We start from the raw sequence: 23905 nt of genomic DNA on the forward strand, positions 1-23905 counted from the left end.
TACTATCCCTCTTTTTTACTTGTTACTTCTTAATGATTTCATGCTTATGGGCATCGAAATACTCCTGCATTTCACGATCTTTGCGATTCTTGCGACGTTGGCGCTTGATACCGGTACCGGCAAAAATACAATACATGGTAGGTACGTATATCAGGGTCATCACGGTAGATACAGCCAAACCACCAATTACGGCAATAGCCATCGGACGCCACATTTCGGCACCCTGTCCTGAGTCTATAGCCATCGGAACCATACCTAGAATAGTGGTAGCAGTGGTCATCAATACCGGACGGAGACGGCTCTTACCTGCGGTAATTACCGAATTTATCACCGATTGTCCGCGTTCACGGCAGAGGATGGTATAGTCAATAAGTACGATACCGTTCTTCACCACAATACCAATCAACATGATGGCACCCAAAAGACTCATTACACTCAGCGTATTATTGGTGATGAACAACGCAAGTAACACACCACTCACCGCAAAAGGTACGGAAAGAATAAGAATGAACGGATAAGTCAATGACTCGAACTGTGCCGCCATCACAATGAATACCAACACGAAAATAAGTATCGCCAACGTACCCAAATCCCGGAATGAATCCTGCTGGTCTTCGTACGAACCGGATATCTGTACGTTTACACCAGACGGAATATTAATCTTCTCGATAATCTGATTACCTGCCGCTACCACGTCTCCCAAAGGAGCACCGGAAATTACAGCAGACACGGTTACAATACGTTCACGGTCTTTACGTTCAATGGTAGGTGGAGCAAAACGTTCAACAACTGTACCTAGGTCTTTGATGCGGATGGCTTCTCCTTTATTATTATACACAAGGATATTCTCAATACTTTCCAAGCTGGTACGGTGTTCGGGAGCATAGCGCACCTTGATATCGTATTCGTCACCGTCTTCACGGAACTTAGATGCTATGGCACCATTGATACGGTTACGCAAATACGATGCAGCAGTAGAAAGATTCAATCCGTGTAAAGCCAACTTCTCACGGTCAAAGTCAACTTGATACTCCGGTTGGTAATCGCTACGGCTGATATTAACTTCGGTTACACCTTCCACATTCAGTAACTCACGTTTCATACGGGTTGCCACGCTGTCCGTTTCTTCCATACTATAACCATAAATTTCGAAATCGGCAGAAGACTGACCGGACATACCTTGATTACTACCTCCTAAGATTACCTGTGCCTTGTCAAATTCTGGATATGCCTTCAAGTCTTCACGCATCAGCTCGCAAATCTGCTCCAATGTACGTTTACGGTCTTCTGGGTCGGTCAAACTGATATTAAAGTCAATGATGTGCGAACCATTTTCTTGCATAGATGCCCAGGTATTGTCCGAATCGGCCTGTCCCACTGTATAGTTACATACCTTAATCTCCGGATATTCCTTCATCCATTGCTGAGTCAACTTACTCGACAATTCCTGCGCCATCTCTTTACGGGCACCAATAGGTAATTGGAGTTTCACCGCAATACGTGCATTATCTTGCGCCGGGAAGAACTCAGTACCGATATACTTGGACGTGAACATACTCAAGATAAAGAATACCAAACAGCCCAACAACACCCATCCACGATGACGAACCGCCCAGTTTATCATACGGCCATACCATGCATCCAAACCGTCCAACGCCTTTTGAATCGGTCCATATAGGATAGTAAATGTCTTTGATTGTTTCTTTTGCAACCTCAACAATTGGCTACAAAGCATCGGAGTCAACGTCAGAGCGGCTACTGTAGAAATAAACATAATCACACACATCATCCATCCCAACTGTTTGAACAATACTCCGGACATACCGGTTACCATCGTCAACGGGAAGAACACAGCAATCATGGTCAACGTAGAAGCAACTACCGAAATAGCGACCTCATTCGTACCATGAACAGCAGCCTGTTTCGGTTCGGAGCCTCGTTCGATGTGCGTCGTCACATTCTCCAATACTACGATAGCATCATCCACCACCATACCGATTGCGATAGACAAGGACGAAAGCGAGATAATATTAATGGTGTTACCCGTAATTGCCAGATAAATAAACGAAGCAATCAACGAAAGTGGAATCGTAATACAGATAATCAACGTAGCACGCCAACGCCCCAGGAACAAGAATACCACGAGCACAACGAACAGTAACGCATACATTACCGTCTCCGTCAAACTGTCAATTGTATTCAAAATGTTTTCGGAAGTATCGACAATAATACCCAACTTCACATCGGCAGGCAGATTCTTCTGCAAGCGGGGAAGTGCTTTCAACACCTCTTCGGAAATTTCTACAGAGTTGGCACCAGACTGCTTCTGAACAATAATCATAGCACCTTGCACACCATTATTATAGGTTTCCTGTGCACGTTCTTCCACCGTATCGACTACTCGTGCCACATCTTTCAGATAGACTGTAGCACCATTGGATGTACCTACAACGATATTTTCCAGTTGGCGGCTGTCATTGAACTCACCTTCCACACGCAACGAATAGGTTTCATTACCAATATCAAAATTACCACCCGGTACGTTTTTATTTTCTGCACCGATGATGGAGCTGATTCCCTCAACAGTCAGATTATAAGCTTCCAGCTTAATAGGGTCACAATATACCTGAATCTCACGTTGCGGTGCACCACTAATAGACACAGTACCCACACCCGGAATACGTGCCAAAGGGTTTACGACTCCGTCATCCAGGATTTTATAGAGTGCTGACTGGCTCTCATTGGCTTGTACAGACAACATAACAATAGGAATCATATCCGTACTGAACTTGAAGATGATAGGCGTCTCTACATCATCGGGAAGCATAGAACTTACCATATCCAGTTTGTCACGCACGTCATTGGTCAACACATCAATATCTTCACCAAATTCGAATTCCAATGTAATCAATGACATATTTTCTGATGAACGTGAAGTTATGTGCTTCAGGTTACTTACAGCGTTCAATGTATTTTCAAGCGGACGGGTCACATTGTTCTCAATATCCGATGCACTAGCACCCGGATACGCCGTCATCACCATAATCGTATTTGTATCAATATCCGGATACAAGTCGATAGGCAATTTGGACAAAGAGAACAGACCAAATATCACCACTGCCAAGAAGCAGAGGGAGGTCATAATCGGTTTCTTAACCGCACCTTCGTATAAACTCATATTCTTTTCTTAATTCTTCATTTATAATCATTTTTCCACTTCGACTTCGCTACCGTTAATCAAACGCGTATGTCCAGCTATTACTACCTGAGAGTTGTTGGGTACACCGGAAATCAACTCGTACTCCGTCCCCATGCGACGTCCCAGTTCTACCTTATTATAAGATACTTTGCCATCTTTATAAACGTAGACATAGCGATCGCCGGAACCGGCTTGCTTCACGATAGCAAGGTCTGGAACTACTACATTCTCCTTCGTTCCAAAGTTCAGAGTAGCGCGTGCAAACATTCCCGGACGCACCTTCTGATCTTTATTAGCCAGCTTTATTTCTACCGGGAATGTACGTGTAGTAGCATCTATCGTAGGATAAACCAGACTGATAACACCCTCAAACGCTTCGTCACCATATACATCGAGTTTAACCGAAACAGGAGTTCCTTTCTTTACCTGGGTAAAGAAAGTTTCGGAAACATTAATCATCAGTTTCACCGGAGTGATTTGCTCAACTACCAGCACAGGATCACCACCGCTATACATATCGCCGCTATCATAGTTGCGTGCCGTTACCACTCCATTGATGGGGCTGACCAATGAAGTATTCTCCAGTAGATTATTATAAGCAGTCTTCTTAATATCCAAAGCCATCTTAACTGCATCCCATTCTGATTTGGAAGCACCTCCTACTTTATATAATTCGTCTATACGTTTGAATTCAATCTCCTGATTATCCAGTTGGAACTTAGTCTGTTTCAAGTTGGCAGCATCCATACTTACCAACTTCTGACCTTTCGCTACACGATCACCAACTTCCACCCAAATCCGGTCGATACGTACAGGAGAAGAAGGAGCGATATTATTTTTAACCTCAGCTTCTACCGTAGCAGTATATTCTTGAATTTGCTCTACGGGACGAGCTGCTACATCTGCCAATTTTACTCTTGGCTTTTCTTCTACTTTTTCTGCAGTATTTTCCTTGCTTCCAGTACATGCTCCCAGCATTGCAATAGCAAGCAGAGCTATCAATTGAAAACCTTTTTTCATATCGTTGTTCTTTTTATTTCTGTTCATTAATTAAATAATCTTTGCCCAATATCTGGTCGAGATCTGCCTTAGATACCAGATAATCATAAATAGACTGGTTATAGGTTAGCTCCGCTTCTGTGAGTTGTACCTGTGAAGTGTTCAGTTCGAGAACCGTACCCTTACCTACTTCATAACGCTTGCCGGCAATTTGCACTGCTTTCTTAGCCTGCATCACATTCTCACGATTACTGACTACCTGTTCGGAGCTGGCAGCCATGTTATTCTGATAGCTGGTTATCTGCATATTCAGTTTGCGTTCCGTGTCAATACGGTTCTGCTCCAACTGGCTTATTTGGATGCGGTTCGATTTCAATTTCGTAAAATTACTTGCTTTGTATAAAGGAATGCTTAGATTGAATACCAAAGAAGAACTACCGCCCCAGTTATAATTGAATAAGTTCCAATTATCATTGTACAAAGATTGGTATTGGTAGGAGTAGTTCATACTCAGTGTAGGCATAAAGTTAGTACGTAATGTCTTGATGTTCTGCTGAAGCATCTTCCGGTTCAATTCCAATTGCTTCATGGTAGTATTGTTGTCCAACGTCGCATCAGGCTGTCCCAGTTCATTTACGAACAAAGATGTTTCGTAATTAGTCAGAAAGTCGTCAATCTTAATGTCCACATCGGCAGTAACTCCCATCAAAACCTTCAATTGCAGTTTAGATAACGTAACGGCATTGCCCGCAGAGATTACATTGGGTTTGATACTACGCATCTGTACCTCGGCACTAATCTTGTCGAACTCGCTCACAGCACCTTGCTGGAACTTGGCATTGACAATATTGAAATTGTCTTCGGACAACTTATAACTCTTTTGTAATACATCGTATGAATCTTGCGATAGCATCAACTGATAATACGCTTTCGTCACCTGATTCACCAAATCTTGTTTGGAAGCACGGGATTTCTCCACTGCCAATTCGATATCGGTCTTTGTCATCGACATAGCACGATAGACACTAGGAGCAAAAATAGGTAAACTGATGTTGAGTACACCACTTACCGTATTAGAATTGTCCATACCCATCTTGAAGGACTGACCACCAAGATTCATCTGTGCGGCAGTAATTGTGTGATTCAACGTACCGCCAATACTTGCTTCGGGTAGTAAATTTTGCCAAGTCTCCTTGTGTGTCACCTTTTTTAAAGCAATCTCCTCTTGCGCCACTTTAATGGTAGGATTATCGCTCAAAGCAATTTCTATTGCTTTGTCAAGGTTCAAGGTCAAGGTTTCTTTAGCCTCTTGTGCATGTGCATAACCACCGATACACAATATCGTGGCTGCTAACAATACCCTTTCCGCCAAAAATTTCTGCATCTTCATAAAAATAATAATAGCTTGTTTGTTATTTATTGTTTCTTTTCACCGCTAAGAATCTGTTTCTTACGGTATTCACGAATAAAACTTTCCAGTTCAGCCGCTCCTCGCTCGGTAGAAACACCCCGCAAGAACGTGAACATAATTGACTCATAAACTTCTAAAAAGGAATATTTATTGCAAAGTTCGGTGTGCATCAATGAATCCAACTGCTCGCGCACCAACATACTGACAATAGCAAAATTCACATCGGCACGAAAAATACCTTGTGTCACACCTTCTTTAAAGAAATTGATAGCTTCTTCTGAATTGCGATTATGATCTTTCTTCATCAACTCGTATGCTCTGGGATATTTCTTGATATCCTCAAAAAACTTTTTATTAGTAGCGTGGAATTTCTCAATGCTTCGTTGATAGCATTTCAATAAGACTTCAAGTACATTGGCAGAGTTAGCCAGTACTTCTTTCAAGAATATTTCGGCTTCTTCCCTACCCCTCTGGATACACTCTTCAAGCAGTGTTTCTTTATCAGGAAACACTTCGTAAAGTGTACGTTTAGAGATACCTAAGGATGCAGCGATATCATCCATAGTAATACCTTTGATACCATGTGTAGAAAATGATGCCCTGGCAGTTTCAAGTATTCGTTCTCTTAACTCCAACCGAGCAGCCGGCTGTTTTGCATGTTCTCCCATTTCTTCCTTTTTTTAAAACCAAAAACAGATCATAATTATTCATTATCGGAATGAAACGGGACAAATATAGGAAGAAAACTCAAACGAACAATTGAGTTTCCTTCCTATTGTTAAAAGATTAATGATTATTATATTTCCGGTAGATTTATTAGGCAGGTATTAGTAGTCAATCTTTGTCCGGTTAAGAAATGCTACTGTTTTATGAATCTCTTTGTACATTACGATATCGTCCTTTACAAAGGGAACTTCTTTGCGATACGCATGCAGAACACGTTCTAAAATGGGAGAGGTCTTCAACGGACGACGGAAATCTATACCTTGGGCAGCATTCATCAACTCGATAGAGAGTATATGTTCCAGGTTGTCCATGATGCGGTAAAGTTTTGTTGCAGCATTGGCTCCCATGCTTACATGGTCTTCCTGCCCATTGCTGGAAACAATGGAATCTGTGCTGGCGGCATAGCAATACATTTTATTCTGGCTTACCATCGAGGCGGCAGCATATTGCGGTATCATAAAACCGGAATTCAGCCCCGGATTGGCAACAAGAAATTCGGGAAGTCCGCGCAAGCCCATAATAAGCTGGGCAACACGACGCTCGGAGATATTGCCCAATTCCGCAAGAGCGATCCCTAGGAAATCGTATGAAATGGCAAGCGGCTGACCGTGAAAGTTGCCACCGGAGATAATACAGTCTTCATCGGGGAAGATCGTGGGATTGTCGGTTACGGAGTTAATCTCGGTCAGCAGTACGGAGGCAACATAATTAATGGCATCTTTCGTGGCACCGTGTACCTGCGGGATGCAACGGAAAGAATAAGGGTCCTGAACATGTTGCTTGGGATGAGCTATCAGTTCACTGCCTTCCAACAGGCGGCGGAAGTTTGCAGCCGTTTCAATCTGTCCTTTGTGTGGACGAATTTGCTGGATGCAATCCATAAAAGGATCGATACGCCCATCGAAAGCTTCGAGCGAAAGAGCGGCAATCAAATCGGCTTTCTTAGAAAGACGGAAGGCTTTAAGAATAGCAAATACACCATTGGCACTCATAAATTGCGTTCCATTGAGTAATGCCAAGCCTTCTTTACTCATCAACTTTACGGGCTCCCAACCAAATTCATCGAGTACACTGATGGCTTCGCACTTCTTGCCTTTATAATAAACATCGCCTACTCCAATAAGAGGAAGGAAAAGATTGGCAAGAGGGGCAAGATCGCCGGAAGCGCCCAATGAGCCACGGTCATAGACAATAGGCATGACATCATTATTGAAGAAGTCGAGAATGCGTTGCACGGTAATCACCTGTACGCCACTATGTCCTAAAGAGAGGGCATGTGCTTTGAGCAGTAACATCAGTTTGATGATCACAGGACGGATTTCTTCACCGACACTGCAAGCATGGCTTTTAATCAGATTTTCCTGCAAGGTCCCCAATTCGTCGGATGAGATACTCTTGCTACACAAGGAGCCGAAGCCGGTAGTGATTCCGTATAGTGGTTCGTTGGACTCGGCTATTTTCTTATCCAGATAATCGCGGCATTTCTGTATACGCTGCTTGGCTTCGGGAGCCAGTTCCAGCTTCAGGTTTTCGTTGATAATGCGTTCGATAAGGTCGAATGTGAGTTCGCCCGAACCTACAAAATAGACATTGTTCATACTTTCAGTTCTTGATTGATTTCATCCAACAATTCTTTTTCTTTTGCACAAGCAAGATGTTCCAACTCATCCGCCTCCGTTTGAAGTTGTGCTACGAACTCTTTATCTTTCAAAGATCCTAAATTGATGCGTACATTCATCAATGCACCCAATACGGCAGAGCGGGCAGACATCATTGCCACACAAGCATCGGTCACGGCATTACGATTGCCGAGACGTGCCACATCCATGATGATGGTCATTAATTTATAAGCATTACGGGCCACTTGCATAGGTACAAGGGCAGCATATTTAGTGGCTTCCTGAATAGCTGCACTACGGGCCGCTTTTTCTTCATCAGTAGCTTTAGGCATCTTGAAGCAGGCAAATACACTGTCGTATGCATCCGAATCGCGGTCTATATCGGCTATAAACATTTCTTTTTGCTGTAGGGCTACATCCGAAATATACTGCATCAGATCTTCATGGGGTTCGTAGCCTTTCTTTCCGATGGTGAGGTTAGCAACCATGGCTGCCAAAGCAGAAGCTATAGCACCATTCAATGCAGCAATGCTTCCACCGCCGGGGACTGGATCGCTTCCTGCTACTTTATTCAAGAATTCTTTTACTGTTAAATCGACTAACATGGGTTTCAGATTTTAATTATTATAGTACAGGATAAATCACCCCCTCTTTAATAGTGGTATTCACACAATTCATACCTATATAATAAGGTAGGAAATGATAATTATCCGTATTCAGTAGTACAAAATCACCCTTCTTGCCTATTTCAATACTGCCGATGCTATCAGCACGATTCAAAGCGGCGGCACCGTTCAGGGTGAGGGCGGTAATAGCTTCTTCGATACTTAGTTTCATGTAGATGCACGCCAAAGCGAAGGTCAACGGAATAGAACCGGAAAAACAACTACCGGGATTAAGATCAGTAGCAAGGGCTACAGCGCAACCGGCATCAATCATTTCACGTCCGCGGGCGTATGGTTCCTTCAAGGCAAAAGCAGTCAAAGGCAGCAGGGTAGCCACTACACCTTTATCAGCCATGGCACGAATATCCGCATCAGAAGCATGCAGCAGATGATCGGCTGAAACAGCAGAAAGTTCAGCAGCTAATCCGGCACCACCCAAAGGTACTATTTCGTCGGCATGAAGTTTCAAAGCAAATCCCATTTCCTTGGCAGCAAGCAGCAGGCGGCGGGATTGTTCGATAGAAAAGACACCTTGCTCACAAAAGACATCGCAGAACTCCGCCAAATTGTTTTGGGCAACGACCGGTATGATTTCCCTAATGAGATAATCGACATAATCGTCCGTGCGTCCGCTGTACTCTTCGGGCACAGCATGGGCACCGAGAAAAGTCGATACCACATCCACCCGTTTATGTTCGTCATTATTCAGACTGCGCATGACGCGAAGTTGGAGAAGTTCGGTTTCTCTGTCCAATCCATAGCCACTTTTGCCCTCGACGGTAGTTACCCCCATGGCACTCATTTGCTTCAGGAAGCCTTCCGCTTTGCTACGCAACTGGATAAAGTTACACGCACGAGTTGCTTTTACGGTGCTCACAATTCCTCCTCCACGTTCCATGATAGACATATAGCTTTCACCTTTCAGACGCCAAGAGAATTCTTCGGCACGCTCACCTCCAAAGACGAAGTGTGTATGCGAATCCACAAAACCGGGCAACAAGCATTTGCCACGAGCATTGTAGTGCCAATAGTGTTGGTAATAACCATCGCGGACTTCCCCACGGTTTGCACCGACGTAGGTAATGATACCGTCGGCAACTTCTACCGTAGCATTATCCAATATGATAAGTTCGGACATTTCCGCTCCACGCCGGGCGGTAAAGCCTATCGGAGTGACTACACGGGCGTTGAAGATGATAAGGTTTTCTGTCATAGTAACCTGATTTCTAATTATAACTACTCCATAATTCTTGCTTCCAACACTTGCTGCATAGAAAAGTTTTCCAAGCCCAAGTAATAGGATGCAGTATCAATCAGCGCTTCCATAGGTACAAGTCCGATGATTTCACTCCCCACAATGCTCACTCCGTTACGGCGAGCTTCAATGCGAACCAATTCGAAAGCACGGTAAAGGGCTGTATGTGTAAAGTCCGTCATATTAATGGAGACTTGGGTAATGCCCCGGTCTTTCAGTTCCACACCCATAGCTTTGCAATAACGCAAACCGCCACCGATGAAACGGATCTTCTTGGCTATATCGTGAGCTATTTCCAGATTAGGAGTGCTGAGGTTGACATTATAAGCTACCAAAGGCATACGGGCACCGATGGCTACCGTACCAGCAGTAGGATGCTTCTCGGCGGGACCGAAATCGGGGTGCCATTCCGGTTGTTTTATCTTTTCTCCCATTCCTTCGAATTCGCCCTTGCGGATGGCTGCAAGGTTTTCGCGATACGATGCGGAAGCAGATTTCTCATACAAGAAGACGGGGAGATTATAACGTTTTGCCACTTCCCCGGCTACCTCTTTAGAAAGAGCAATCGCTTCTTCCATCGTTACATTCTTGATAGGAATAAAAGGCACTACATCCACTGCTCCCATACGTGGATGCTGCCCCTTATGGACATTGAGGTCAATAAGGCGGACTGCTACGCCAATAGCTTCGAGCACTGCTTCGCGAAGCGGTTCGGGCTCGCCCACAACAGTAACCACCAAACGATTGTGGTCTTCATCGTTACTATAATCGAGCAATTTCACGCCTTGACGGGCACGGAAAGGAGCTACTATCTCGTCTATCTTTTGCAGGTCACGTCCCTCGCTGAAGTTAGGAACGCACTCAATAATTCTATTCATAATTCTTCATTTATTATATATACTTATCAATCAATTCATCATCCGCTACGTATGGCAACGTAATATGGTATCCATTGGCATGAGTATGGTTAAATTCTTCACTTGTCTCCATCGCATGCGGATTCCGTGCCCACGAACGACGTGCCACACCTCCCATCACATCCCACAACATGGCGGAACGCAATATCTCATCAACTCTTTCGGAGCCATCGCACACCATACCGAAACCGCCGTTTATGGCTTTACCAATACCTACGCCACCTCCATTGTGCAAAGCCACCAAGCTCATCCCCCGGGCGCAATTACCGGCAAAACATTGTACAGCCATATCCGCCATCACATTACTGCCATCTTTTATATTCGAAGTTTCGCGGAATGGAGAGTCCGTGCCGCTAACATCATGGTGATCGCGCCCCAACATGATAGGACCGACTTCACCTTTGCGCACCATCTCATTGAAACGAAGAGCAATATTCATACGTCCTTCGGCATCCTGGTAAAGTATGCGTGCCTGAGTGCCGACTACAAGATTATTCTTTTCTGCATCGCGAATCCAGTTATAGTTATCCATATCTTGTCCGCGACGTGTAGGATCAATGCATTCCATAGCGGCACGGTCTGTTTTGACAAGATCTTCATGCTTCCCGCTCAGGCATACCCAACGAAATGGACCGTATCCGTAATCAAAAAGCTCTGGCCCCATAATATCTTCTACATAACTGGGAAATATAAAACCATTCTTATCGTCACCGTCCCGTGCAATCTCGCTGACACCGGCATCGAAAACAGCTTTCATAAAGGAATTGCCATAATCGAAGAAATAGGTTCCACGGTTCACCAATATTTCGATAGCCTTGAAATGGCGTTCTAAAGAAACATCGACATAGCGACGAAACTCTAAGGGATTTTCGTGAAGCATACGGGTACGTTCTTCAAAAGTCAGCCCCACAGGACAATAACCACCTTCGTACGTGGCATGGCAAGAAGTTTGATCGGAAAGTAAATCTATCTTTAAATGTTTCTGTACAGCATATTCCAACAGGTCTACAACATTTCCGTGATAGGCAATGGAAATAGGCTCCCGCTTGTTCATGGCATCTTGTGCCCATGCGAAAGCTTCTGAAATAGAGTCTGTGGCATGCCCCACCCATCCTTGGCTATGACGGGTTTCGATACGGGACGCATCTACTTCGGCAATGATAGCGGCGGCTCCCGACATTTCAGCAGCTTTGGGTTGTGCACCGCTCATACCTCCCAAACCGGAGGAGACAAACAGATGACCACGCAAATCGCCACCCTGTGGGATACCTAATTTCAGTCTTCCTGCATTCAACAAGGTATTGAATGTACCGTGCACAATACCCTGAGGCCCGATATACATCCAGCCACCGGCGGTCATTTGACCATAGTTGGCTACACCCATTTGCATGGCAGTATGCCAATCTTTCTGATTATCATAGAGTCCTACCATGAGGGCATTGGTGATAATAACACGAGGTGCTTCGGGTTTCGATTTAAACAGTCCCAAGGGATGCCCGCTCTCGATAACCAAGGTTTGTTCCCGAGTCAACACTTCCAAATATTGTTTGATAAGCCGATACTGCATCCAGTTTTGGCACACTTGCCCCGTCTCACCGTAGGTAACCAATTCGTAGGGATAGAGGGCAATATCGAAACAAAGGTTATTGTCAATCATCACTTGGAAGGCTTTGCCTTCAATACAATTACCCTTATATTCATCAATCGGCTTTGCTTTCAAATCACCCTGCGGACGATAACGGTAACCGTAAATTCGTCCACGGGTACGAAGTTCTTCCATAAATTCGGGAGCGAGTGTTTCGTGCAACTCTTTAGGGATATAACGCAATGCGTTTTTCAACGCCGTGGCAGTCTGCGCCGGGGTAAGTGTATAGCCACGGTCGGGTGCCCGCCGGATGCCTTCAACAAATGCAGGGAACGGGGGGATGGTTTTACTTAAGGTTATCTCCATAGCAATTGGATAGTTGGTTACAAATTGTCAGCAGATACAACTATATATCTGCCGCAATATAAAAATAAATCCCGATATTCACAATAGAATACCGGGATTATTTATCATAACGTCAATTTCCTAAATACCACTTGATAGATTGGCAAAAGAAACTCTTATTTAAGTTGCTTTAGATACTTTCCGATGACTTTTGCAGACTCACTCGTTTCTTGAGAAAGGGCTGATTGCAAGGCGGGCCGATTCTTCAGCAATTCCATCATCTTATCTTTTCCTACGAAGACCGATTTACCAGTCTCGGGGTCCAGTTCATAAAATACGCGCGCATTAATCAAGCCTGATGCAGCAATGGCATCACCAACTTCACCACCCAATTTCGTTGCATCGGCTGGTGCTGTAGTACTGGCTGCGGCTTGCCCGACCGGTTGCGCACAGAAATAAATTTTCTTATTCAACCACATAGCAGGAGCATACCAACCGCCGAAACGATAGCGCTTATAGCGCATCTTCTTACAGTTGACATACAACGATGTGTCTATTCTTACTGCATAACAACGGGATTTCAAATACTTGCAAAGTCCCGGATTATCTTTAGCTTCTACGCGATAATCACCGCCACCCATCAAAAGTATTTGGTTTTTAGTACGCTTCTCCACTCTTAGCGTTGTAACCGTATCGCCAACATTACTCACCAGTTCTTTCAAATTGGAGTATAGCACTTGTTGAGCCGCACATGGAAGCGCAGCCAGCAATGCACAAATACCTAATAACCACCATCTTTTCATACTCCACCTCTTTCTTTCTGAAACTTTATTTTCCAGAGCGAAAGTTACATTTTTTATCGCTTTCAAGCAAACATATAAGGAAAAAAATCATTTCTCATTCTGCTATTCTTTGCACGGGCACTTCTTGTGCATTTCTGACGGAGTGTCATCTATGATAGTTTCAACTTATTGAAACTGCTTGTTTTGCTTGTTGGAACTTGAGGTTTTGCTTGTTGAAACTAAAGGTTTAGACCGTTGAAACTTTTAGTTTAGACTGTTGAAACTTTTGGTTTATATAGTCAAAACTAATAGTTTCATACTGAGAACCAATAAAGTAAGCAAAATAGTTATGCAAATACGAAAGTGTCTTTTGTCCAGAGATATGCATGCGTGATAGATGATTACAGGAAAGTTGATCTATCACACCTATCTATCACGCCTTAATACACTAATAAATAAACGGATAGGCAGCATAGCGTGATAGCATGATAGATGATTTTGAAAAATAAAATCTATGAGAGAATGGCTATCATCATAAAGCCTTATCGCATTGGAAAATCTTATAAAAGGTGTATCTTTGGGAAATATTTTACGTGTATAGCCTATGAAACCCATCAAAGAAATAGAGACTACTTACAGCAATATCGTTAGGGAGTCTCAGCAAAAACTAAGCAAAGTACAACAACAAATCTATCGTATCGGCACTTTGCGCCTGCTGCTTTTCGTTACCGGAGTTGCAGGCATCATTTATTTTTGGTCGGAAAGCTGGCTTGTATTGGGTGGAATTGCGCTCGTCACCTTACTACCATTTATTCTTCTTATTAAATACCACAACCGTTTATTCTATCAGAAAGACTATCTGGAAAAAATGATAGAAGTGAACCAGCAGGAACTTTCTGCACTGAATTATGACACTTCCACTTTCGATGACGGGGAAGAATTCATAGATCCGTCGCATCTTTATACTTTCGATTTGGATGTATTCGGCTCACATTCTCTATTTCAATACATCAACCGCACCTGTACGCAGCTAGGGAAAAACCGATTAGCACATTGGTTGGACCAGCACCTTACAAACAAGGAGAAAATTACAGAACGCCAGGAAGCCATACACGAATTAGCTCCCGAACTGGAGTTTCGCCAACGTTTTCGCATCCTAGGTTTGCTGCATAAAGGAAAAACAGCAGACGAAGCGGAACTGAAAGCCTGGGCAGTCAGTCCAAGCGTCTTCCGGACAAATAAGTTTCTTCGTATTCTACCGATGTTGGTAGCAGGAACCAATATCGTATGTATCGCCCTTGTAATAGCAGGATTCTTGTCGGCAAACATAGGAGGCTTCATCTGGATGTGTTTCCTCATCGCAAGCTTCAGCTTTACCAAAAGAATAAGTAAAGTACAAGCAGTCTACGGCAAAAAGCTACAAATACTTGGAACATACGCCAAATTACTTCATCTCATGGATGAACAGCAGATGAAAAGTACGTTACTTAAAAGTATCAAGGAGGAAATCGGAGGGGAAAAACGGAAAGCATCTTATTCCATTCAACGTCTGGACAAACTCATGAATGAATTAGATCAGCGCAATAATTATTTTATGTACACCGTTCTCAATGGTTCTTTTTTCTGGGAGTTATGGCAGATTATGCGTATCGAAGCCTGGAAAGAACAATATGCCGCCGAATTACCCCATTGGCTTACTGCTATTGGAGACATTGACGCCCTCAATTCACTGGCTACTTTTGCCTATAATCATCCGAACTATATCTATCCTTCCATATGTCCGCACTCATTCCACCTTTGTGCCCAAAGCATGGGACACCCGTTGATGCAACGTGACCGCTGCGTACACAACGACCTTGATATGGAGAAACGTCCATTCTTTATCATCATTACCGGTGCCAATATGGCAGGTAAAAGTACGTATCTTCGTACAGTAGGTATCAATTATCTGCTTGCCTGCATCGGTGCTCCCGCTTGTGCCACCCAAATGGAACTATACCCCGCACAGCTCATCACCAGCCTGCGTACATCAGATTCTTTAAACGATAATGAATCTTATTTCTTCGCCGAGCTCAAACGCCTGAAACTTATCATCGATAAGCTTCAAGCCGGAGAAGAGCTTTTCATCATTCTCGATGAAATACTCAAAGGAACCAATTCTATGGATAAGCAGAAAGGGTCTTTCGCCCTTATCAAACAATTCATGACGTTACAAGCTAATGGTATCATTGCCACCCATGACCTGTTGTTAGGTACTCTCATCGAATTGTTCCCCGAAAATATTCGCAATTATTGTTTCGAAGCGGATATTACAAACAACGAACTCACCTTCTCATACCGTATGCGCCCCGGAATCGCACAGAATATGAATGCTTGTTTCCTGATGAAAAAAATGGGGATCGCCGTTGCCGACTGATCCCCTATCTATAGTCAAGTCTAATTTTCCCTATAACAGGTTATGCCGTTTTACACTTTAGCAAGAAAGCTGTGATCGCAGCCGCCTCATTCCCCGTAAAGTAACAAACAGAAGTCACAGGGGTATATGTATAAGGCACAAATTGGAACAGCTGTATTGCTGCAAACTTATTATCTTGTGATACCATTACATCCATACGAACATTTCCGCTGGTATCGCTTTTAATTTCAGTTTCACCACTCAGTTGCTTATGTTCAAGCATATCAGTCAGTCTACCCAAATACTTCAAATCGAAGAAGATGCTGTGTTCCTTTGTGATACTTCCTGTAGGCAGGTATACAATCTCTTTCGATCTCCAGAACAGGCGGAAAATACCGAATAGAACTAGTGCCGTACCTACCACCATTAACATCATGCTAATAGAAGAAGATTTATCATTCATTTCGAAGACTGATGCAAAAACAAGAACACCTACCAGCAGCATGATTACTGAAAGGATAAGTCCTGAAACACTGGTACGCTTTGTAATATCGGGATGTGTCGACGCAAACAAAGTTGCATCAATAGTTTGAGTTGCCATAATTATAATTGTTTTAAAGAATTTATTTGAAAAGAAAAAACACAATCTCTCCTCTGCATGCACTATATTGTATGCCGCACAGGAATAAAACTAAATTCAATAAAACACTAAATTAGAATCCGCCTTAATGTGAATATATAGTATTCACACACGGGATGACATCGATAATAAGCAGAAGTATCATATAATTTCTCTCGATGAAGGGATAAAACGGCATCTCGCTGCGCTAACATATCCACCCAATCTTTTAAGGAGAAAACATATTCTATAGCAAAAGACCGTTGCACACGCAGGAAATTCAACAGTTGTGATTGCCCAATTCCTCCAGCCAGTTCGGCTTCAGGCAAATATGGTAACTGAGGCACTGCAATGCATGCTTCCTCTTGCTGATGAAACATAACAATACTCTTTGTATCCATACTCCTTCCTTCACCTACCGTTTTATCGATAAATGTACCACTCGCTGTTTGCCATAAAGCCAATGCAAGTACCAGAAATCCTATGAATCTTAAGTATTTTGCCATATCTATCTGCAAATATAACAGTTTCTTTAATGTAATTGTTTAAATCCAATATCTTTTAATGTTTGTTCAAGGATTAATGACAAAAAAAGCCGCCCCAATATCTGGGACGGCTTTCTATATATAAAAAGAATAGTTGAATTATTCAGCTTTTGCTTCTTCAGCAGCTGGTGCTTCTGCAACCGGTGCAGCAGCTTCAGGAGCAGTTTCAGCAGCGTTCTTCTTTGAACGACGGGTACGAGTAGCTTTCTTAGCAACTTTGTCCTTAGCCATGTTTTCGTTGTAGTCAACGAGTTCAATGAAGCACATTTCTGCGTTGTCACCCAAACGGTTACCAGTCTTGATAATACGAGTATAACCACCCGGACGATCAGCAATCTTCACAGAGATTTCTTTGAACAGTTCAGTAACAGCAAACTTGTCTTGCAAATTGCTAAATACTACACGACGAGAATTAGTCGTATCATCTTTAGCTTTAGTTATCAAAGGCTCAACGAATTTCTTCAATGCTTTAGCCTTTGCAACAGTCGTAGTGATTCTTTTGTGCTTAATCAAAGAACACGCCATATTAGACAGCATAGCGCTTCTATGAGAGGCAGTACGACCCAAATGGTTGAATTTCTTATTATGTCTCATTTTTTATTCTTTATCTAATTTGTATTTAGAAATATCGGTTCCAAACGACAGATTCAGACTTTCCAGCAAATCATCAAGCTCGGTAAGCGATTTCTTTCCGAAGTTTCTGAATTTCAGCAAATCCGTCTTGTTGAATTGAACCAAGTCGCCAAGTGTCTCTACATCTGCTGCCTTCAAACAGTTGAGGGCACGAACAGAAAGATCCATATCAACGAGCTTAGTCTTCAGCAACTGACGCATGTGCAATACTTCTTCATCAAACTCTTCATTGCCGTCAACATCGTTGCTCTCTAACGTAATCTTTTCGTCAGAAAAGAGCATGAAGTGATAAATCAGAATTTTTGCAGCTTCTTTCAGAGCCTCTTTCGGATGTATAGAACCGTCGGTACTAATCTCAAGTATCAGCTTTTCGTAGTCAGTCTTCTGTTCTACACGGAAGTTTTCTACCAGATACTTCACATTACGTATCGGTGTATAAATAGAATCAATAGGAATTACATTAACATCAGTACAAAATTCGCGGTTTTCGTCAGCAGGAACATAACCACGACCCTTGTTAATTGTAATATCTAACTGCATTGTAGCCTTTGAATCTAAATGACAAATAACTAATTCAGGATTTAACACTTCAAATCCAGTCAGATACTTACCTATGTCACCTGCTTTAAATTCACTTGAATTCTCGATTGTAATACTTACTTTTTCGCTCTCGAATTCTTCAACTACTTGCTTGAATCTCACCTGTTTCAGATTCAAGATAATGTTAGTAACATCCTCTTTAACTCCCTGGACACTGGAAAATTCGTGCTCAACACCATCTATCTTAATAGTAGTGATAGCAAAACCTTCCAATGAAGAAAGCAGGATGCGGCGCAGTGCATTACCTACAGTAATACCAAAACCGGGCTCCAACGGACGAAATTCGAATTTACCGAATCTTGAATCCGCTTCCAACATTAATACTTTATCAGGTTTTTGAAATGCTAATATCGCCATGAAATTAATTATTATTTAGAATACAATTCTACGATCAAATGTTCTTTAATGTTTTCAGGAATGTCTGCTCTTTCAGGTATATGCAATAGCTTACCTAATTTAGAGTTATCATCCCATTCCAACCAAGGATACTTGCTGTGGTTGAAACCTGCCAATGAGTTAGCAACAACTTCCAAAGATTTGGATCTTTCGCGAACACCAATCACTTGACCTGGTTTTACAGCGTAAGAAGGAACATTTACTACTTCACCATCCACTGTTATATGCTTGTGACTCACCAACTGACGAGCAGCTGCACGAGTAGGAGCAATACCCAAACGGAATACGATGTTGTCAAGACGACCTTCAAGCAATTGAAGCAATACCTCACCGGTAATACCTTTTGCAGTAGCTGCCTTCTCAAACAAGTTACGGAATTGTTTTTCCAAAACTCCATAGGTGTATTTGGCTTTCTGTTTCTCACGAAGTTGAACACCATATTCAGAAGTCTTTCTCTTTCTTGAATTACCATGTTGTCCGGGAGGATAGTTCTTCTTTGACAATACTTTATCAGCTCCAAAGATACCTTCACCGAATTTACGGGCTATTCTTGATTTTGGTCCAGTATATCTAGCCATTTCTTTTTAAATATTTAATTGTTTATTCATGAACTTAATTTGTTGCAGCCGCGATTGCAGAGAAGAATTAACACAATCCAAAAACAAAATCAAGTATCATTTTTATTAAAGGTAAATCTTAAACTCTACGTCTTTTCGGAGGACGACAACCATTATGTGGAAGTGGAGTTACGTCAATGATTTCAGTAACTTCAATACCTGCACCATGGATAGTTCTGATAGCAGACTCACGACCGTTACCCGGACCCTTCACATATGCTTTTACCTTTCTCAGGCCAAGATCGAATGCAATTTTAGCACAATCCTGGGCAGCCATCTGTGCTGCATAAGGAGTGTTCTTCTTAGAACCTCTAAATCCCATCTTTCCGGCTGAAGACCAAGAAATGATCTGACCTTCACTATTTGCCAGAGAAACAATAATGTTGTTGAAAGATGAATGAACATGCAACTGTCCATTAGCATCTACCTTTACATTTCTCTTCTTTGCTGCAACTGTTTTTTTTGCCATATCAACAATTATTATTTAGTAGCTTTTTTCTTATTAGCAACGGTTTTCTTTCTACCCTTACGAGTACGAGCATTATTCTTTGTGCTCTGACCTCTAACAGGAAGACCGATACGGTGACGTACACCACGGTAACAACCGATATCCATCAAACGCTTAATGTTCAATTGAATTTCAGAGCGAAGATCACCTTCAACTTTATACTCTGCACCAATGATCTCACGAATCTTGGCAGCCTGATCATCCGTCCAGTCTTTCACTTTCAGGTCTTTGTCAACACCTGCTTTATCCAAAATCTTTGCTGAACTACTACGACCTATACCATATACATAGGTCAACGCAATTTCACCTCTCTTGTTTTGAGGCAAATCGACACCAACTATTCTTATAGCCATATACTAAATTATTTTTTTTGCAAAAATAATAATATTATCCTTGACGTTGTTTATACTTAGGATTTTTCTTGTTAATAACATACAAACGGCCATTACGTCTAACGATCTTACACTCTGGCGTACGTTTCTTTAAGGATGCTCTTACTTTCATATCTTAATTTTATTTATATCTAAATACAATTCTTCCTTTCGATAAATCGTAAGGAGACATTTCGACTCTTACTTTATCACCGGGCAGGATTTTGATGTAATGCATCCTCATCTTACCGGAAATATGTGCAGTAATCTCATGTCCGTTTTCTAATTCAACACGAAACATTGCATTAGACAATGCTTCAACTATAACTCCATCTTGTTCTATTGCAGATTGCTTAGCCATATTATTTTTTTAAATTGCTTTATCTCCTAATACTTCTTCAATGAATTTGAAAGATGATAATATATCAGCTTCTCCCATTCCGACTGCTATTGTATGCTCAAAATGAGCGGCACACTTGCGGTCTCTGGTTCTGACTGTCCAGCCATCTTGCTCCATTACGATCTGTCGGTCTCCAAAGGTAATCATTGGTTCGATAGCTATGCATAATCCTTTCTTTAACATCGTACCGTAACCACGTTTACCGTAATTAGGAACCTGAGGATCTTCATGCATCTCTTTACCAATACCGTGACCAACAAATTCTCGCACTACACCATAAGAATTAGACTCGCAGTGTTGTTGTATCGCGTAACCGATATCTCCCAACCGCTTGCCTTGAACGGCATTCTGAATTCCTATATATAATGCTTCTTTTGTAACCTTGAGTAATTTGCGAACTTCTTCATCAACTTCACCTACACTAAACGTATAAGCTGAATCACCACAAAAGCCATTCATGTAAGTACCACAATCAACAGAAACAATATCACCTTCTTTCAGTACTACATTTTCTCCCGGAATTCCATGTACGACCTGTTCGTTAACAGATGTACAGATAGAAGCTGGAAATGGATCACCATATTGATTTGGAAAACCTTTAAATGTTGGAACAGCTCCATTATCTCTAATAAACTCTTCCGCAACCTTATCCAGCTCTTTTGTAGTTACTCCGGGCTTAATAACTTTAGCTATTTCAGCTAACGTTCTTCCAACAAGCAAATTACTCTTGCGGAGCAGCTCTATTTCATCTTCTGTTTTAAGAAATATCATTCTTCAAAAAAGATTAATATGCAGCTACAGTGCCACTACGTCCTTTAATACGTCCAGATTTCAGCAAACCGTCATAATGTCTCATCAACAAATGACTTTCAACCTGCTGGAGAGTATCAAGAACTACACCTACAAGAATCAACAAAGATGTACCACCAAAGAATTGAGCAAATTCAGCTTTCACACCGAATATACCAGCAAATGCAGGCATAATAGCAACCAAAGCCAAGAAGAAAGAACCAGGCAAAGTAATGCGTGACATAATCACGTCAATGTACTCAGCTGTTTGCTTTCCTGGTTTGATACCCGGAATAAAGCCGTTATTTCTCTTCATATCTTCAGCCATCTGAGTTGGATTGATGGTTATTGCAGTATAGAAATACGTAAATAATATAATCAATACCGCAAAAATCAAATTATACCAAAAGCTTGTATGATCAGTTAATGCACGTACAAAACCGCTCGCGTCATTTACATTTGAAAAACCTACGAGAGTGATAGGAATAAACATGATTGCCTGAGCAAAAATGATAGGCATCACATTAGCTGCATTCACTTTCAAAGGGATATACTGTCTGGCACCACCGTATTGCTTATTACCCACGATCTTCTTTGCATATTGAACAGGAATTTTTCTGGTACCTTGAACCAAAAGAATGGCAAAGGCTATAACTGCCAGTAAAACTACAAGTTCAATCAGGAACATTACCAAACCACCAGTCTTATCTGTCATACGGGAAATTAATTCCTGAAACAAAGACTGCGGCAAACGAGCAATGATACCGATCATAATAATCAGCGAGATACCGTTACCAATTCCTTTATCTGTAATCCTCTCACCAAGCCACAAAATAAACATACTTCCTGCCGCCAAAATGATGGTAGAAGTAAACATAAACAGAGTCCAATCTAATGAAGCATTTAAAGAAGGACCAGCCTGCATCTTAAGATTGAGCAAATAAGAAGGAGCCTGAACCAAAAGAATAAGAATCGTCAAATAACGAGTGTATTGATTCATTTTTCTTCTACCACTCTCGCCTTCGCGCTGCAACTTCTGGAAATACGGAACCGCAATTCCTAAAAGCTGAATCACAATGGAGGCAGAGATGTAAGGCATGATACCCAATGCAAAAATAGATGCATTAGAAAATGCTCCTCCGGAAAACATGTTTAACAAGGCTAAAAGACCTTCACTTGTTTGTTGATGCAATTGTGCCAACATTGTCGGATTGATACCCGGCAACACGACATACGAACCAAAACGGTAAATTGCCACAAACAATATGGTAATGAGGATCCGTTGTCTCAGATCCTCAATTTTCCATATATTCTTTAATGTTTCAATAGCTTTTCTCATTGAATTAGAGTTTTACTACTTGTCCACCAGCAGCTTCGATGGCAGCAACAGCAGTCTTAGAGAATGCGTGTGCTTGTACATCCAACTTAGCAGTCAAAGTTCCGTTACCTAATACTTTTACCAACTGGCTTGCAGAAATAAATCCGGCAGCAATGAAATCATTCACACCTACAGTCTGCAAATTCTTAGCTTCAGCCAGTTTCTGAATTGTATCCAAGTTGATAGCTTTATACTCTACACGATTGATATTTTTAAAGCCAAACTTAGGAACACGACGTTGAAGAGGCATCTGACCACCTTCAAAACCGATTTTCTTAGAGTATCCAGATCTTGATTTAGCTCCTTTATGACCTCTAGTAGAAGTACCTCCCAAGCCAGAACCCGTACCACGGCCGATTCTCTTTCTTGTTTTAGTAGCTCCCTCTGCAGGTTTTAAATTACTTAAGTTCATATTGTAATTCGTTTAATATTCAACAAATAATTACTTAACAATGGTAACCAAGTGCTTAACTTTATTTACCATTCCAAGAATTGAAGGAGTGCATTCGTGCTCAACCACACGATTCAACTTATGAAGTCCCAGTGCATCGAGAGTTCTTTTCTGATCTGCCGGAGCACCAATTCTACTTTTAGTTTGTTTAATCTTTACAGTTGACATATTCTTCCTCCTTATCCTCTAAATACTTTGTCCATACTAATTCCTCTGTTCTGAGCAACCATACGAGCATCACGCATTTCGCTTAATGCCAAAATTGTTGCTTTCACCAAGTTGTGTGGGTTAGAAGAACCTTTTGACTTTGCCAAAACGTCTGTTACACCAACACTTTCCAATACTGCACGCATTGCACCACCTGCAACAACACCAGTACCGTGAGAAGCCGGTTTAATGAATACTTCAGCACCACCAAACTTAGCAGATTGTTCATGGGGAACTGTACCTTTCAGTACAGGTACCTTTGTCAGGTTCTTCTTTGCTGATTCAACGCCTTTAGCTATCGCAGCAGTTACTTCACCTGCCTTACCAAGACCCCAACCAATGATACCCTCTTCGTTACCTACTACCACAATAGCAGAGAAACTAAAAGTTCTACCACCTTTGGTTACTTTGGTTACACGATTAATAGCAACCAATCTGTCTTTCAGTTCTATATCGTTTGTAATCTTAACTCTATTATTAAGTCCTGCCATAA

25 protein-coding genes are annotated in these 23905 nt (G+C 42.0%); 1 reads left to right on the plus strand and 24 read right to left on the minus strand.

What is annotated here, in order from left to right; all coding sequences use genetic code 11:
* Positions 1 to 22: 22 nt before the first annotated feature.
* The 10 genes from Q1W14_RS06285 to Q1W14_RS06330 form a co-directional block, all read right to left on the minus strand.
* Positions 23 to 3178, minus strand: a complete 3156-nt coding sequence (locus Q1W14_RS06285) for an efflux RND transporter permease subunit (RefSeq protein WP_300699993.1) — start codon at positions 3176 to 3178, stop codon at positions 23 to 25.
* Positions 3179 to 3205: 27 nt separating this feature from the next.
* Entirely contained in the window at positions 3206 to 4219 is a 1014-nt protein-coding gene (locus Q1W14_RS06290) for an efflux RND transporter periplasmic adaptor subunit (protein WP_300699994.1), read from the minus strand.
* A 13-nt stretch (positions 4220 to 4232) separates the two neighbouring features.
* Positions 4233 to 5588 (minus strand): TolC family protein, encoded by a 1356-nt coding sequence (locus Q1W14_RS06295; protein ID WP_300699995.1) that lies wholly within the window; start codon positions 5586 to 5588, stop codon positions 4233 to 4235.
* Positions 5589 to 5614: 26 nt separating this feature from the next.
* A complete protein-coding gene (locus tag Q1W14_RS06300) occupies positions 5615 to 6277 on the minus strand; it encodes a TetR/AcrR family transcriptional regulator (protein WP_300699996.1) in 663 nt (220 codons plus the stop codon).
* A gap of 159 nt (positions 6278 to 6436) precedes the next feature.
* Entirely contained in the window at positions 6437 to 7933 is a 1497-nt protein-coding gene (hutH, locus tag Q1W14_RS06305; protein ID WP_300699997.1) for a histidine ammonia-lyase, read from the minus strand.
* On the minus strand, positions 7930 to 8559 hold the full coding sequence (locus Q1W14_RS06310; protein ID WP_013546698.1) for a cyclodeaminase/cyclohydrolase family protein: 630 nt from the start codon (positions 8557 to 8559) through the stop codon (positions 7930 to 7932). Before Q1W14_RS06310 ends, hutH begins: the two co-directional genes overlap by 4 nt.
* A 19-nt stretch (positions 8560 to 8578) precedes the next feature.
* Positions 8579 to 9832: an imidazolonepropionase gene (gene hutI, locus Q1W14_RS06315; protein ID WP_300699998.1), complete on the minus strand. Its 1254-nt coding sequence runs from the start codon at positions 9830 to 9832 to the stop codon at positions 8579 to 8581.
* 23 nt (positions 9833 to 9855) lie between these two features.
* A complete protein-coding gene (ftcD, locus tag Q1W14_RS06320; protein ID WP_300699999.1) occupies positions 9856 to 10752 on the minus strand; it encodes a glutamate formimidoyltransferase in 897 nt (298 codons plus the stop codon).
* 13 nt (positions 10753 to 10765) lie between these two features.
* On the minus strand, positions 10766 to 12742 hold the full coding sequence (locus Q1W14_RS06325; RefSeq protein ID WP_300700001.1) for a urocanate hydratase: 1977 nt from the start codon (positions 12740 to 12742) through the stop codon (positions 10766 to 10768).
* 155 nt (positions 12743 to 12897) lie between these two features.
* On the minus strand, positions 12898 to 13524 hold the full coding sequence (locus tag Q1W14_RS06330; RefSeq protein ID WP_300700002.1) for a DUF6563 family protein: 627 nt from the start codon (positions 13522 to 13524) through the stop codon (positions 12898 to 12900).
* Between the two features lie 583 nt (positions 13525 to 14107).
* On the opposite strand from Q1W14_RS06330, the gene Q1W14_RS06335 reads away from it, so the two are divergent.
* Positions 14108 to 15919, plus strand: a complete 1812-nt coding sequence (locus Q1W14_RS06335; protein WP_300700004.1) for a MutS family DNA mismatch repair protein — start codon at positions 14108 to 14110, stop codon at positions 15917 to 15919.
* Positions 15920 to 15959: 40 nt separating this feature from the next.
* Here Q1W14_RS06335 and Q1W14_RS06340 read toward each other — a convergent pair whose 3' ends face one another.
* From Q1W14_RS06340 to rpsE, 14 genes are all read right to left on the minus strand, one after another.
* The gene (locus Q1W14_RS06340; RefSeq protein ID WP_300700006.1) at positions 15960 to 16499 is read right to left on the minus strand and encodes a hypothetical protein; all 540 of its coding nucleotides are present in this window, start codon (positions 16497 to 16499) and stop codon (positions 15960 to 15962) included.
* Between the two features lie 107 nt (positions 16500 to 16606).
* Positions 16607 to 17023: a hypothetical protein gene (locus tag Q1W14_RS06345; RefSeq protein ID WP_300700007.1), complete on the minus strand. Its 417-nt coding sequence runs from the start codon at positions 17021 to 17023 to the stop codon at positions 16607 to 16609.
* Positions 17024 to 17161: 138 nt separating this feature from the next.
* On the minus strand, positions 17162 to 17656 hold the full coding sequence (gene rplQ / locus Q1W14_RS06350; protein WP_300700009.1) for a 50S ribosomal protein L17: 495 nt from the start codon (positions 17654 to 17656) through the stop codon (positions 17162 to 17164).
* Positions 17657 to 17659: 3 nt separating this feature from the next.
* Positions 17660 to 18652 carry a DNA-directed RNA polymerase subunit alpha gene (locus Q1W14_RS06355; RefSeq protein WP_300700010.1) on the minus strand — a complete coding sequence of 331 codons (993 nt, stop codon included), beginning with the start codon at positions 18650 to 18652 and terminating at the stop codon, positions 17660 to 17662.
* A gap of 11 nt (positions 18653 to 18663) precedes the next feature.
* The gene (rpsD, locus tag Q1W14_RS06360) at positions 18664 to 19269 is read right to left on the minus strand and encodes a 30S ribosomal protein S4 (protein ID WP_300700012.1); all 606 of its coding nucleotides are present in this window, start codon (positions 19267 to 19269) and stop codon (positions 18664 to 18666) included.
* A gap of 118 nt (positions 19270 to 19387) precedes the next feature.
* Positions 19388 to 19777, minus strand: coding sequence for a 30S ribosomal protein S11 (gene rpsK / locus Q1W14_RS06365; RefSeq protein WP_004296327.1), 390 nt, complete (start codon positions 19775 to 19777; stop codon positions 19388 to 19390).
* Between the two features lie 11 nt (positions 19778 to 19788).
* The gene (gene rpsM / locus Q1W14_RS06370; protein ID WP_004296328.1) at positions 19789 to 20169 is read right to left on the minus strand and encodes a 30S ribosomal protein S13; all 381 of its coding nucleotides are present in this window, start codon (positions 20167 to 20169) and stop codon (positions 19789 to 19791) included.
* Positions 20170 to 20203: 34 nt separating this feature from the next.
* Positions 20204 to 20320 (minus strand): type B 50S ribosomal protein L36, encoded by a 117-nt coding sequence (gene ykgO / locus Q1W14_RS06375; RefSeq protein WP_002558051.1) that lies wholly within the window; start codon positions 20318 to 20320, stop codon positions 20204 to 20206.
* A gap of 9 nt (positions 20321 to 20329) precedes the next feature.
* On the minus strand, positions 20330 to 20548 hold the full coding sequence (gene infA / locus Q1W14_RS06380) for a translation initiation factor IF-1 (RefSeq protein WP_002558052.1): 219 nt from the start codon (positions 20546 to 20548) through the stop codon (positions 20330 to 20332).
* 9 nt (positions 20549 to 20557) lie between these two features.
* The gene (map, locus tag Q1W14_RS06385; RefSeq protein ID WP_300700015.1) at positions 20558 to 21358 is read right to left on the minus strand and encodes a type I methionyl aminopeptidase; all 801 of its coding nucleotides are present in this window, start codon (positions 21356 to 21358) and stop codon (positions 20558 to 20560) included.
* A 13-nt stretch (positions 21359 to 21371) separates the two neighbouring features.
* Positions 21372 to 22715: a preprotein translocase subunit SecY gene (gene secY / locus Q1W14_RS06390; protein ID WP_300700017.1), complete on the minus strand. Its 1344-nt coding sequence runs from the start codon at positions 22713 to 22715 to the stop codon at positions 21372 to 21374.
* A gap of 4 nt (positions 22716 to 22719) precedes the next feature.
* Positions 22720 to 23166, minus strand: coding sequence for a 50S ribosomal protein L15 (gene rplO, locus Q1W14_RS06395; RefSeq protein ID WP_300700019.1), 447 nt, complete (start codon positions 23164 to 23166; stop codon positions 22720 to 22722).
* 30 nt (positions 23167 to 23196) lie between these two features.
* The gene (gene rpmD, locus Q1W14_RS06400; RefSeq protein WP_300700020.1) at positions 23197 to 23373 is read right to left on the minus strand and encodes a 50S ribosomal protein L30; all 177 of its coding nucleotides are present in this window, start codon (positions 23371 to 23373) and stop codon (positions 23197 to 23199) included.
* Positions 23374 to 23384: 11 nt separating this feature from the next.
* Positions 23385 to 23903, minus strand: a complete 519-nt coding sequence (gene rpsE / locus Q1W14_RS06405; RefSeq protein ID WP_300700022.1) for a 30S ribosomal protein S5 — start codon at positions 23901 to 23903, stop codon at positions 23385 to 23387.
* Between the last annotated feature and the right edge of the window lie 2 nt (positions 23904 to 23905).

The sequence above is a fragment of the Bacteroides sp. genome, assembly GCF_030151085.1.
GTDB lineage: Bacteria > Bacteroidota > Bacteroidia > Bacteroidales > Bacteroidaceae > Bacteroides.

Excerpts from the sequence above, each read along its gene's own strand:
- ykgO (WP_002558051.1), bottom strand. The coding sequence starts at position 20,320 with ATGAAAGTAAGAGCATCCTTAAAGAAACGTACGCCAGAGTGTAAGATC.
- hutI (WP_300699998.1), bottom strand. The coding sequence starts at position 9,832 with ATGACAGAAAACCTTATCATCTTCAACGCCCGTGTAGTCACTCCGATA.
- secY (WP_300700017.1), bottom strand. The coding sequence starts at position 22,715 with ATGAGAAAAGCTATTGAAACATTAAAGAATATATGGAAAATTGAGGAT.
- rplO (WP_300700019.1), bottom strand. The coding sequence starts at position 23,166 with ATGAACTTAAGTAATTTAAAACCTGCAGAGGGAGCTACTAAAACAAGA.
- rpsE (WP_300700022.1), bottom strand. The coding sequence starts at position 23,903 with ATGGCAGGACTTAATAATAGAGTTAAGATTACAAACGATATAGAACTG.
- rpsM (WP_004296328.1), bottom strand. The coding sequence starts at position 20,169 with ATGGCTATAAGAATAGTTGGTGTCGATTTGCCTCAAAACAAGAGAGGT.
- Q1W14_RS06340 (WP_300700006.1), bottom strand. The coding sequence starts at position 16,499 with ATGGCAACTCAAACTATTGATGCAACTTTGTTTGCGTCGACACATCCC.
- Q1W14_RS06295 (WP_300699995.1), bottom strand. The coding sequence starts at position 5,588 with ATGAAGATGCAGAAATTTTTGGCGGAAAGGGTATTGTTAGCAGCCACG.
- rplQ (WP_300700009.1), bottom strand. The coding sequence starts at position 17,656 with ATGAGACATAATAAGAAATTCAACCATTTGGGTCGTACTGCCTCTCAT.
- Q1W14_RS06285 (WP_300699993.1), bottom strand. The coding sequence starts at position 3,178 with ATGAGTTTATACGAAGGTGCGGTTAAGAAACCGATTATGACCTCCCTC.
- map (WP_300700015.1), bottom strand. The coding sequence starts at position 21,358 with ATGATATTTCTTAAAACAGAAGATGAAATAGAGCTGCTCCGCAAGAGT.
- Q1W14_RS06355 (WP_300700010.1), bottom strand. The coding sequence starts at position 18,652 with ATGGCGATATTAGCATTTCAAAAACCTGATAAAGTATTAATGTTGGAA.
- rpsK (WP_004296327.1), bottom strand. The coding sequence starts at position 19,777 with ATGGCAAAAAAAACAGTTGCAGCAAAGAAGAGAAATGTAAAGGTAGAT.
- Q1W14_RS06300 (WP_300699996.1), bottom strand. The coding sequence starts at position 6,277 with ATGGGAGAACATGCAAAACAGCCGGCTGCTCGGTTGGAGTTAAGAGAA.
- Q1W14_RS06325 (WP_300700001.1), bottom strand. The coding sequence starts at position 12,742 with ATGGAGATAACCTTAAGTAAAACCATCCCCCCGTTCCCTGCATTTGTT.
- Q1W14_RS06290 (WP_300699994.1), bottom strand. The coding sequence starts at position 4,219 with ATGAAAAAAGGTTTTCAATTGATAGCTCTGCTTGCTATTGCAATGCTG.
- hutH (WP_300699997.1), bottom strand. The coding sequence starts at position 7,933 with ATGAACAATGTCTATTTTGTAGGTTCGGGCGAACTCACATTCGACCTT.
- Q1W14_RS06335 (WP_300700004.1), top strand. The coding sequence starts at position 14,108 with ATGAAACCCATCAAAGAAATAGAGACTACTTACAGCAATATCGTTAGG.
- rpsD (WP_300700012.1), bottom strand. The coding sequence starts at position 19,269 with ATGGCTAGATATACTGGACCAAAATCAAGAATAGCCCGTAAATTCGGT.
- rpmD (WP_300700020.1), bottom strand. The coding sequence starts at position 23,373 with ATGTCAACTGTAAAGATTAAACAAACTAAAAGTAGAATTGGTGCTCCG.
- ftcD (WP_300699999.1), bottom strand. The coding sequence starts at position 10,752 with ATGAATAGAATTATTGAGTGCGTTCCTAACTTCAGCGAGGGACGTGAC.
- Q1W14_RS06330 (WP_300700002.1), bottom strand. The coding sequence starts at position 13,524 with ATGAAAAGATGGTGGTTATTAGGTATTTGTGCATTGCTGGCTGCGCTT.
- Q1W14_RS06345 (WP_300700007.1), bottom strand. The coding sequence starts at position 17,023 with ATGGCAAAATACTTAAGATTCATAGGATTTCTGGTACTTGCATTGGCT.
- Q1W14_RS06310 (WP_013546698.1), bottom strand. The coding sequence starts at position 8,559 with ATGTTAGTCGATTTAACAGTAAAAGAATTCTTGAATAAAGTAGCAGGA.
- infA (WP_002558052.1), bottom strand. The coding sequence starts at position 20,548 with ATGGCTAAGCAATCTGCAATAGAACAAGATGGAGTTATAGTTGAAGCA.